Below are 10,717 nucleotides of genomic sequence, written 5' to 3'. Positions count from 1 at the left end.
CAACTCATGTAAGGGTATAAAGACGAACGAACTATAATCCATACAGGATCATAGTTCGTTTTTGGGACAATCAGCGTGTTTTCATTATTTGGAAAGCTTGGTCTGCAGCCTCGAGCGTTTGAGCAATATCAGCCTCTGTGTGGGCAATGGTCATGAACCAAGCTTCGTATTTGGAAGGGGCTAAGTTAATGCCTTGCTCCAACATAAGTCGGAAGAAATCAGCGAAGCGTTCGCCATCGGTATCTTGCGCTTCCTCATAATTGGTGATCGGATGATTACAAAAATGAGTAGAGAAGGCGCCGCCGATGCGGTTCAGCGTCAAGGCAATACCATGGCGGGCGGCGGATTCGGAGATGCCATTCGCTAGTGTTGCACCAAGCTGTTCAAGCTTGGTGTAAACCCCCGGCTGCTGGAGCACCTCCAAGCAGGCGATACCGGCGGAGATGGAGGCGGGATTTCCCGCCATTGTGCCGGCTTGATACGCAGGTCCGAGCGGCGCGACCTGCTCCATCACTTCCTTGCGGCCCCCGTAGGCCCCGATCGGCAGCCCGCCGCCGATCACTTTGCCGAGGGCCGTCAGGTCCGGTTCGACGGCGGCGAAGCGCGCCGCCGTTGTGGGGCCTCCCTCTAGAATAGGGAGGCCATCATAGGTCTGTGCCGTTCCGTAATGGAATCGGAACGCTGTGATGACCTCGTCGTAGATGACGAGGGCGCCGTGCTTGCGAGCAGCAGCGCAGAGCTGCTCGAGGTAACCGGCATGGGGCATGACCATGCCGAAGTTGCCGACGATGGGCTCGACCATCACCGCGGCAATGTCTTCACCCCAACGCGCAAGCGCGGCCTCTAGTGCCGGGATGTCGTTGAATGGCACGGTGATGACCTCTTGCGCGATGCTTGCCGGCACGCCTGCGCTGTCCGGCGTGCCTAGCGTGGACGGCCCGGAGCCGGCCGCAACCAGCACGAGATCCGAGTGGCCGTGGTAGCACCCGGCAAACTTAATGATCTTGGTGCGCTTCGTGAACGCGCGCGCCACGCGAATCGTCGTCATCACGGCCTCGGTGCCGGAGTTGACGAAACGCACTTTGTCGAGCGAGGGAATCGCCGACTTTAGCATTTTGGCGAACTCGATCTCGAGTTCGGTTGGGGTGCCGTACAGCGTGCCGTTCTGTGCGGCGCGGATAATCGCTTCGGTCACGTGCGGATGCGCGTGACCGGTAATGATCGGGCCATAGGCGGCGAGGTAGTCAATGAAGCGATTCCCGTCTACGTCCCAGAAGTGTGCGCCTTGCGCACGCTTCATGAAGACGGGGGCGCCGCCGCCAACGGCTTTGAATGAGCGGGAAGGGGAATTGACCCCGCCGACGATGTGTTTCAGTGCTTCTTGATAGAGGAGTTCGGATTGCTTGCGTTCCATGACGATATCATTCCTTTATATGTAGTAGTGGTTGAATTTTTTAAATAGCGGCCTGCGTCAAGCTAAGGGGAACGAGAGGACACATCGCCCATCGCGACCATCGGCCCCGTCGCACCATCGAGACCCCTCACACCAATTCGGCCAGCTAACAAATTACGAATGACAAAATTCCACTTTTGTCATTCATGATAATTTTCAATAGCTATACACTGCCCCGGCGAGCAGGTTCGTAATGACGGAATCTGAGATGGGATCGGGAAGCCTTGGGTCTTGGCGATTCGTATTCGGGCAGCTAACAAATTACGAATGACAAATTTCCATTTTTGTCATTAACGATAATATTCTAAAGCTATATACCACCCTAGTGAGCAGCTTTGAAGTAACGGAATCTGGCCATAAGGCATTCGTTCCACTCGGTGCGAATGCTCGCTCATACAAAAAATAAGAGTGGATACCCACTCTTATTATCCGTGTTTCATGCTATGCTCTCACATGTTCCTATTTCACCGTTTTCCCAGCAACCTTCGGCGTTGGAGAAGGTGACGGCTTGGTTGGTCCTGTATCAGCTTCAGCTATACCCGCAAAAAGGTCTTTCATATACTTTTGAAGCTTCAGCTTATCCGCTGTAATGACAGAGGCGCCGCGGATTGTTTTCTCCATCAGTAAGTCTGATGGGGGAAGCTGTGAAGTGATGATACCGTCAGCTTTGGCTTCATAACCAAGGCTTCCAAGCTTGAGCATGTCCGTAACGCTAAGATTCGTATCAATATACGGATCGATTGCATTTAGAATGCGCGGGAGCTTGATCAGCGATGAAGTGGATTGCATTTTAGCCGCAACAGCTGTCAGGAACTTTCTTTGTCTCTCCGTTCGGGAGAAGTCGGACAAGGCATCATGGCGGAAGCGCACATATTGCAGGGCTGTTTTGCCATCCAGATGCTGCTGCCCCTTTTTCAAATTAATGTCGTACACATGGTCATCTTCGGAGTCGGAATATTTCATATCCTTCTCCACATCAATATCAATTCCGCCAACCGCATCGATCAATGCGATGAAACCTTTGAAGTCGGTGTACACGTAATATTGAACGGGAATGCCAAGCAAATCGCTAACGGTTTTCATGGCCAAATTAGGACCGCCAGTCGTAATCGCTGTATTAATCCGATCTTCGCCTTCGCCGGGGATTTTCACGTAGGTGTCCCGCAGAATCGAGAATAGATGAGCCTTCTTCGTGACCGGATCGAGGGAGGCTAGCATAATACTGTCTGATCTTGGCAACTCATTCTTCACCATGCCACGAGAATCGCCGCCTAACAGCAAAATGTTCACCCGCTGCTTGCTTTCCCATTTCGGTGGTGTGTATTTATCTCCATCCTTCAACACGCTGCTCGGGATTAAGCTTGTGCTTCCACTACCTTTTCCATCACTATTGTCTGATTTATGAGAGATATTATTAGCGAAGCTGTAGAAGGCGTAAGAATAATAGCCGGCGACCACCAAAAGCAGCATGACGATCAGGAGCATGGTCCGTTTGAAGATTTTCATACTATGTAAGCTCCTCTCCAAGGTAAAATGCAGCGATATTTAAAGGCAAATAAGATACCTGTTAATCTGTACTTTTTTTTCTTACAGAATTGGGGTATTATGAGCTTGTTGTACGGTTGTATGAAACATCATTATGATCCATATTATAGATGCTACGAAACTTCGATAGCAAGTTGTGACGAATGTTGCCGTAATCTGTAACCGAGACGACGAAGTCAGGGGGGAAGACGCATGTTAGCCATAGATGTTCAAATGCTGCGCAAAGAATTTCAAGTTCAGCAAAGCCGCGGTGGCCTCAAGGGGGCCATGCAAGATTTATTCAAACGTGAGTATAAGCAAATTACAGCTGTGAAGGACATAAGCTTTCAGATTCCTAAAGGCGAAATTTGTGGATATATCGGTGAAAATGGTGCCGGGAAATCGACGACGATCAAAATGTTGACGGGTATTCTCGTACCTACGTCCGGTCACATCAAAGTGAATGGCTATGTGCCTTTCAAAGAGCGGGAGAAATTCGTCGCTGGGATCGGTGTTGTTTTCGGTCAGCGCAGCCAGCTCTGGTGGGATATTGGTGTTGTTGAGTCGTTCCAGCTGTTGAAAAAGGTGTACCGTGTGTCCGAAGCCGATTACAAAAAACGCCTCGACGAGCTCGTCGACCGTTTGCAGCTGTCGGATCTTCTATCACGACCTGTCCGTAAGCTGAGCTTAGGTCAGCGGATGCGCTGTGAATTAGCGGCTTCCTTGCTGCATAATCCTGAAATTTTATTTCTGGATGAACCAACCATCGGCCTCGACATTGTTGTAAAAACAGAGATCCGCGAGTTTCTGAAATCGCTCAATCAGCGATACGAGACGACAATTCTGCTGACAACGCATGATTTGCAAGACATCGAAGCATTATGCTCCCGTGTTATTATGCTAGATGACGGCCGAATTATTTATGATGGCGGTCTAGAAGAGCTTAAAGCCAGATGGGGCAAAGGAAAAGAAGTTGTGCTGCAGTTCGAGCATCCAACAACTTTAGCACGACTTCAAGAGTTGACTCTTGGCTTGGATGTAGCTTGGCAGCTTGAGAATGAGCTATCCGCCAAGGTGTTCATTCCTTATGAAAGAGCGAACATCTCGGATGTGTTAAGCCGCGTCGTTGGCGTGCTGCAAATCCAAGATTTCAAGATTAATGAAACGAATACGGATGATATTGTCCGTGAAATTTATAAATCAGGCTCGGCCGAAGTGAAACGTTTGGAGATTGATCAGCCAGAGGGAGTTACGATCCATGCATAAAGCTTATATAGAAGTTATACGCATGCGATTTCTCATGATGCTCGCTTATCGGGTGAACTATTACAGCGGGATCCTGATCTATGCGCTTAATATTGGCTCGTACTATTTCGTATATAAAGCAATTTATGGCGATCAAGCTGTCATCGGTGGTCTTACCCTCGGTCAAATGACAACCTATGTGGCGATTTCCTGGATGGGCCGCGCTTTTTACTTCAATAACTTAGATCGTGAAATTGCGAACGAGATTCKGGACGGCAGCGTAGCGATTCAATTCATCCGGCCTTACAATTATATTTTTGTGAAAATGATGCAAGGCTTAGGTGAAGGTGTATTCCGTCTTCTGCTTTTCACGACACCTGGCATGATCCTGATCTGGCTTCTGCTTCCGATTCAGTTCCCAACAGATCCAAGCTTGTGGGTCATCTACTTAGTGATGTTGTTCTTCAGCTTTCTGATTAATACGCAGTTGAATATCATTACGGGTTTGTTTGCCTTTTTCCTCGAAAATAATGAAGGCCTTATGCGCATGAAGCGCGTAGCGGTGGACCTTTTTTCAGGGCTCATTATTCCGATTTCATTCTTCCCAGGATGGTCCAAGTCCATTCTGGAGTGGCTGCCCTTTCAGGCGATCACTTATCTACCCAGCGCAGTGTTTACCGGTAAAATAACGGGCAACGCGATACTCCAAAACTTTGGCGTACAAGTACTCTGGTTCCTGCTCCTTATTATTCCGATCTATGTGCTGTGGGTAAAATCCAAAACACGTCTATTCGTACAGGGAGGGTAACGCATGTTCTATATCACCCTCGTTTTCGATTATTTCAAAAACTACATGAAAACAAGGCTCACCTACCGATCCGATTTTTGGATTGAAGTGCTGTCCGACTTGTTGTTCAATGGGTTGAATCTATTCTTCATTCTTGTCGTCTTTCTGCAAACGCAATCGTTAGGCGGCTGGAATCAAGAACAAATTTTGTTCATCTACGGTTATTTTATGATCCCATATGGCATATTTATTTCCTTTTTTAATCTGTGGGGCTTTAGCGAGCGCTACATTGTCAAAGGGGAAATGGATCGTATCCTAACGCGGCCGGCATATAATCTATGGCAGCTTATGCTCGAAAATCTCGATCCTGCTTCCATGTTCAGTGCATTGGCAGGTTTGGTCGTTATGATCTACTCCTGGGTGCAGTTGGATCTGCCGTTCCACTGGCATGATCCGCTGATCTTCATCGTCATGGTGGTAGGCTCGATCCTTATTTATGCAGGAGTATACATCTCACTGACCTCCTTAGCCTTCTTCTCCGACGCGCCAACAGGCATCTTGCCATTGATTTGGAACATTCAGAACTATGGTCGTTATCCAGCGACGATTTACAATAAGCTGCTCAGAAGTATTCTGACATGGATACTACCGTTTGCTTTTGTTGGCTTTTATCCAGCCGCCTATTTCATTGATCCAGACAACTGGAAGTGGTTCGCTTTGCTAACCCCTGTGGTTGGTATTGCGTTCAGTGCGCTGGGCATCACAGTGTGGAACATTGGCGTGAAGCGCTATCGCGGTGCAGGTTCATAGCTCTAATCATAAGGCCGTCCTACAAGGTAAATAACCTTGCGGGACGGCCTTATATCATTTAGCTGGCAGAAACTTTGAAAAAACATCATTCACTATCCAAAATTGTTTCGGAAGGAGATTCTACGCTTGGGAGCGACTGCTCAATAGACGCGGTCGAAATTCGCCGTTTCGGCGCCTTCTTCGCCTTCGAGCAAGTCAAATCATACTTGCGGCCATTGGCTCTGCCGAATCGGACGATTTTGCGGATGATGGTTTGATCCGCGAGCTTGGTGAAGGGACAGGGATCAGGTCGCGTGTTCACCTCGAGGATCCATGGCTTTAGCTGTTGATCGACGGCGATATCGATGCCGAGTTCATTCATGGAGGGAAAGGAGCGGCTTATTTGACCTGCGGTTAGGTAGGATATTCTTTCCATCTCGCGCGTAAGAATAGACGTTGCTTGGACACCGAATCGGGGTGCCAAGAGGTCATGAGGACTGTAGATCGTGCCCCCTTGACTGCCATTGGTGACAGCTTTCTGTGGGTGAGCGACCCTGGCTGCCGTCCCCGTACATTCCCATTTCCCCGAGGGGTTTCGCTGAATCATGACACGAAAGTCATAGGGATTGCCCTCATGCGTCAGCACGTGAATACCTTTCTGGATGAGATAGCGCTTGGTGCCGCAGCGGTGCCCCAGGGACTGGTACAACTTTTCAAATGTCGGAAAACGGTAAATGTTCACCCCGCTTTGATAGCGATAGACTCCTCCTCGTTTCTCAACGCGCATAACGCCTATCCCAAGGGAACCGATGTCGGGTTTAACATAGAGCATACCGTGCTGGGTGAGCATGGCAGATAGTCTACTGCGACCAAAAGGATGCGTAATAGGCACATGCTTGCGCAGTTTTACATTGCGAAGCATGACGCGTGTTTTGATCCATTTGCTTGAAACGGCCTTTAGTGAACTTGTCATGGTGACGATCCTCTCTAACCGAGTTTGGCGTTTCATTATTTCAATATGATATGAGCGACACTGGAGGCGGGTGAACAGGGAAATGATTTAGGCCATTAGGAAAAAAGAACGATGGGCGAGAAGGGCGCATAGAATATGTAGTCAGGTGGAATTTGGGCTACAGGTGCAGTTAGTAGAGCTGAGAGGAGGAGCCGCACGTCTATGCGCATAAAGGAAGTTATACAAAAGATGAAGCGGCAATTTCCTTGGTTGCTGCCAGGACACGATCAGGAAGAGCTTGCTGAACTACCGCTAGTGTCAGCCGGCTTGTTGGAATCCTATTACTACATTGATACGAATCCATGTCTGCAGGTTGAGGAAATGAATCGGTATCAAACGTCAGGAACAAGTTCGAAGCGGCGGAAGACGATTTTTTACTCCCAATCAGATGAAGAAGCTTATCTGCGAATTAAACTGGACGTTTTCCGAACTATTCTGGAAGGCGCACGTTATCGGACTGCGATGGCAGACATGGGTACGGGGCACGCGGAGGCAACGGCCGTCGAGGTATTTCGCGAGCTCGGCATGGAGGTGGAATCGGTATCCTTTCGGCTTCCGATCGAGGGGCATATTGAGCGGCTTCAAAGCTTTAGACCCGAGGTGCTGTATACGATGCCGTCCATTTTGGATCGGATTATGCAAGCGTCGGAGAATCCTGCGGGCTATGGCATCCAGCATGTCATTCTAGTTGGGGAGATTGCTTCGCCGGGATGGAGACAACGCACGGCTGAAAGACTGGGGATAACCGAAACGCATATCACCGATACTTACGGATCGATCGAAATAGGGACCATTGCCTACTTTTCACACGATTATGGTAGGTATTTGTTTGTGGAGGGCATCATGGCAGAGGGGATCAAAGCAGAGCTGCTAGAAGGCGATTTGGAGCCGCTGCCGGATGAGTTGGAGCAAGTTCTGGTCCTCACCTCAACTGTAAGGGACGCATTCCCTGCACTGCGTTATGTCACCTACGATGTTGTGCGTGATTTGAAAGTCATTGATGTCGAAGGCGTTCCCACGCAGAGCTTTCAGAGCATTGTAAAGCGAATAGGCCCCGACTTAAAACATGGGGAGAAAATTAGTATCTATGACATCGAGGATGTCGTCTATCGTCATCTGCGTGAAGCCAGCGTTCGTGTACAGGTTAGTGGCAATGCATTGACTGTTTATGTCTTCAGTGCACTGGCAACACCAGCCATTCTGAGCAGCATTCGTGCGGATGTGGAAAGCTGCATTCCAGCTATCGGCATGATGATTCAGGCGAAGCTTTTGGATGGTATCCAAGTTATCGGGGGCACCTATGAGGATTCACAGAACCGCACCTCCGTAAAAAATAAAAAGATTTTTTACACGTAAAGGAGGGGAAGCGAATGGAGCTTGAAGGAGGTATTGTCCAAGCGATCGGGCATACGCCGCTTATTCGGCTATCGCGTTTGTTTAAGGATCAACCCTTTGAGGTTTATGGCAAAATGGAGTGGATGAACCCCGGCGGCAGCGCAAAGGATCGGCCAGCTTTGTTCATGCTGCGGGAGGCGATTCGCCGTGGTGAGGTGACGAGCGAGAGTGTCATCGTGGAGTCTAGCTCCGGCAATTTGGCGATAAGTCTCGCTCAACTTTGCCTCTATCTCGGACTTCGCTTCATCTGCGTTGTCGATCCGCGTACGACACAGCAGCATTTGCAAATTATCCGCAGCTTCCATGGGGAGATCGACCTCGTTTCCGTGCCGGATGAGGCGACGGGCGAGTTTCTGCCAGCACGCATCCGGCGGGTAGCAGAGCTGGTGAGTCAAATCCCGAATGCCTACTGGACGAATCAGTATGGAAGTCCAGACAATGCGCTGGCTCATAGCGAGACTACGATGCGGGAAATTGGTGAGCAGTTAGGCGAGGTTGACTATTTATTTTGCGGCGTTAGTTCGTGTGGAACGATTCGAGGGTGCATGGAGTACATCCGCAGTCGCGGTTGGTCGACACAGATCGTGGCGGTGGATGCCGAAGGCAGCGTTATTTTTGGCGGGGAAAAAGGTTCGAGGAAATTTCCMGGACTAGGCGCAGGTATCACACCTGGCTTGCATCGGCATGATGTTGCGGACAAAGTCATCTACGTATCCGATAGGGATTGTGTGGAGGGCTGCCGCGCATTAGTTCGTGAAGAAGCCGTTCTAGCTGGCGCTTCCTCCGGAGGCGTTATTTCGGCGATACGCAGAATGAGCAGAATGATTCCCTCAGGAGCCGTTGTTGCGGCGATTTTGCCGGACCGTGGTGAACGATATTTGAATACGGTGTACAACGATGAATGGGTTGGGCGAGAGATAGGGTATGCACCGAGTAACTAGCATGGGAGACTAGCGGATGTTGTATTTACAGGATGACCATATCCGAGAGATCGGAATCGATTGGAAGAAGCTAACTGACATCATTGAAGATGTCGTTGCTATACAGGATAACGGGGATTGTGCTCATCCCTTGAAGCCATACTTACGTTTCCGCGATCCGAAAAACCGGATTATTGCAATGCCTGCTTATGTAGGCGGTAACATCAATATTTCGGGCATTAAATGGATTGCGAGTTTTCCAGACAATCGCCTTAAGGGACTTCCCCGGGCTCATAATACGTTGATTCTGAATAAACCGACGACAGGTGAGCCACTGGCATTTATCCACAGCGGACTGTTAAATGGTCTTCGGACCGCAGCGGTGAGCGGTGTGATGTTGAGTCAATTTGTGATGTTCAGGCAGCCTGACCGTTTACGCATTCACTTAATCGGGTGGGGACCCATTGGGCGGCTGCATCTGGATATGTGTGTCGCTTTATTTGGCGAGTGGATTGAAGAGGTTCGGATTTATGATCTGAATGGTGTCGAGCTGGGGACGATTCCGGCAGCTATTCAGAGTAGGACGCAAGTGATTAATGATTGGCGCACAGGCTATCGCGAGGCGAATGTTATTATGACGTGCACAGTGTCAGCGGAGAGGTACATTGATGAAGCCCCGCCTCGCGGAGCGCTCCTGCTCAATGTCTCCCTCCGGGACTATAAACCGGAAAGCGTTGCTGACGTGAAAACGATCATTGTGGATGATTGGCGCGAAGTATGCCGTGAGCGGACAGATATTGAGCAGCTGCATCACCTGTATGGCTTACAGGAGTCGGACGTACACACCTTAGCCGATGTAGTGCTTCGTGACCAGTTGGCTAGTGTGGAAACGCAGGAGCCTGTTTTTTTCAATCCGATGGGCTTAGGCATCTTCGATGTTGCCGTTGCAGGCTACTATTGGAGGGAAGCGTTGCGGCTACAAAAGGGAGTTACGTTAGAGGGAAGTAAGTATAAATAGCCACGGGTTGTTGGTTTTTCTGGAGATGCGGAACGACGTTCTGATATTTGGCCTAGAACAGCCATTTTTAAAACGCAACGGAACGTGAGGGCGCTATTTCGCTGGAATTGCTGCTTTGTGTGCGCAATTCGAGGAAATAGCGGGTCCTCGTTCCGCAACTATTTGAAATTGCCGAAATTCACTCGAATAGTGGAATGACGTTTCGTTTCTTTTGGACATGCTGCAGGTGGTGAGGGGTGAATGTGAATGTTGGGTGATTACAAAAGTAAACAAGGGGAGTCTCGGAGGCGAGTCGCTGCAACAAAAGCGACTACTTTTTACTCTTATACACTTCTATCCACAGAGTTACCCACAAGTCCACAGGGCCTCAAGTCCCTATTGTGCATAACTTAGGCGATGCGTATTAACATATCCACATGTTGAGTTATCCACAGAAAATCGCCTGTGGATTATAAATTCGCTGGTGTGCTGCATGCAACAGTCACTCCTCCCCAACCCCAACCCAACCCAACCCAACCCAACCCAACCCAACCCAACCCAACCCAACCCAACCCAACCCAACCCAACCCAACCC

Annotated in this window: 9 protein-coding genes; 6 read left to right on the top strand and 3 right to left on the bottom strand. The window is 49.5% G+C overall.

Going from position 1 to position 10,717, the window contains the following annotated elements; translation table 11 throughout:
- Positions 1–70: 70 nt before the first annotated feature.
- Both AC1DLM_RS02915 and AC1DLM_RS02910 read right to left on the bottom strand, forming a co-directional pair.
- On the bottom strand, positions 71–1,414 hold the full coding sequence (locus AC1DLM_RS02915; RefSeq protein ID WP_477569072.1) for a glutamate-1-semialdehyde 2,1-aminomutase: 1,344 nt from the start codon (positions 1,412–1,414) through the stop codon (positions 71–73).
- Positions 1,415–1,912: 498 nt separating this feature from the next.
- Complete coding sequence (locus AC1DLM_RS02910; RefSeq protein ID WP_441990752.1) at positions 1,913–2,959, bottom strand: LCP family protein; 1,047 nt, start codon at positions 2,957–2,959, stop codon at positions 1,913–1,915.
- Between the two features lie 231 nt (positions 2,960–3,190).
- Between AC1DLM_RS02910 and AC1DLM_RS02905 the strand changes: the two genes are divergently transcribed.
- The 3 genes from AC1DLM_RS02905 to AC1DLM_RS02895 are packed head-to-tail and all read left to right on the top strand — an operon-like array spanning position 3,191 to position 5,819.
- Complete coding sequence (locus tag AC1DLM_RS02905; RefSeq protein ID WP_477569071.1) at positions 3,191–4,243, top strand: ABC transporter ATP-binding protein; 1,053 nt, start codon at positions 3,191–3,193, stop codon at positions 4,241–4,243.
- Positions 4,236–5,030, top strand: a complete 795-nt coding sequence (locus AC1DLM_RS02900; protein ID WP_477569070.1) for an ABC transporter permease — start codon at positions 4,236–4,238, stop codon at positions 5,028–5,030. Before AC1DLM_RS02905 ends, AC1DLM_RS02900 begins: the two co-directional genes overlap by 8 nt.
- A gap of 3 nt (positions 5,031–5,033) precedes the next feature.
- Entirely contained in the window at positions 5,034–5,819 is a 786-nt protein-coding gene (locus AC1DLM_RS02895; RefSeq protein WP_441990750.1) for an ABC transporter permease, read from the top strand.
- Between the two features lie 85 nt (positions 5,820–5,904).
- Here the strand turns inward: AC1DLM_RS02895 and AC1DLM_RS02890 are convergent, their stop codons facing one another.
- Entirely contained in the window at positions 5,905–6,771 is an 867-nt protein-coding gene (locus AC1DLM_RS02890; RefSeq protein ID WP_477569069.1) for a YheC/YheD family protein, read from the bottom strand.
- 201 nt (positions 6,772–6,972) lie between these two features.
- Here AC1DLM_RS02890 and AC1DLM_RS02885 point away from each other — a divergent pair, with 201 nt between their 5' ends.
- Genes AC1DLM_RS02885 through AC1DLM_RS02875 form a run of 3 tightly spaced genes read left to right on the top strand, consistent with a single transcriptional unit; the run spans position 6,973 to position 10,143 of the window.
- A complete protein-coding gene (locus AC1DLM_RS02885) occupies positions 6,973–8,166 on the top strand; it encodes a phenylacetate--CoA ligase family protein (RefSeq protein ID WP_477569068.1) in 1,194 nt (397 codons plus the stop codon).
- Between the two features lie 14 nt (positions 8,167–8,180).
- A complete protein-coding gene (sbnA, locus tag AC1DLM_RS02880) occupies positions 8,181–9,146 on the top strand; it encodes a 2,3-diaminopropionate biosynthesis protein SbnA (RefSeq protein ID WP_477569067.1) in 966 nt (321 codons plus the stop codon).
- Positions 9,147–9,162: 16 nt separating this feature from the next.
- Positions 9,163–10,143, top strand: coding sequence for a 2,3-diaminopropionate biosynthesis protein SbnB (locus AC1DLM_RS02875; protein ID WP_441990746.1), 981 nt, complete (start codon positions 9,163–9,165; stop codon positions 10,141–10,143).
- Positions 10,144–10,717: the final 574 nt, after the last annotated feature.

It is taken from the genome of Paenibacillus sp. 01T442, from assembly GCF_056398345.1.
This window is presented reverse-complemented; position numbering and strand designations above follow the sequence as displayed.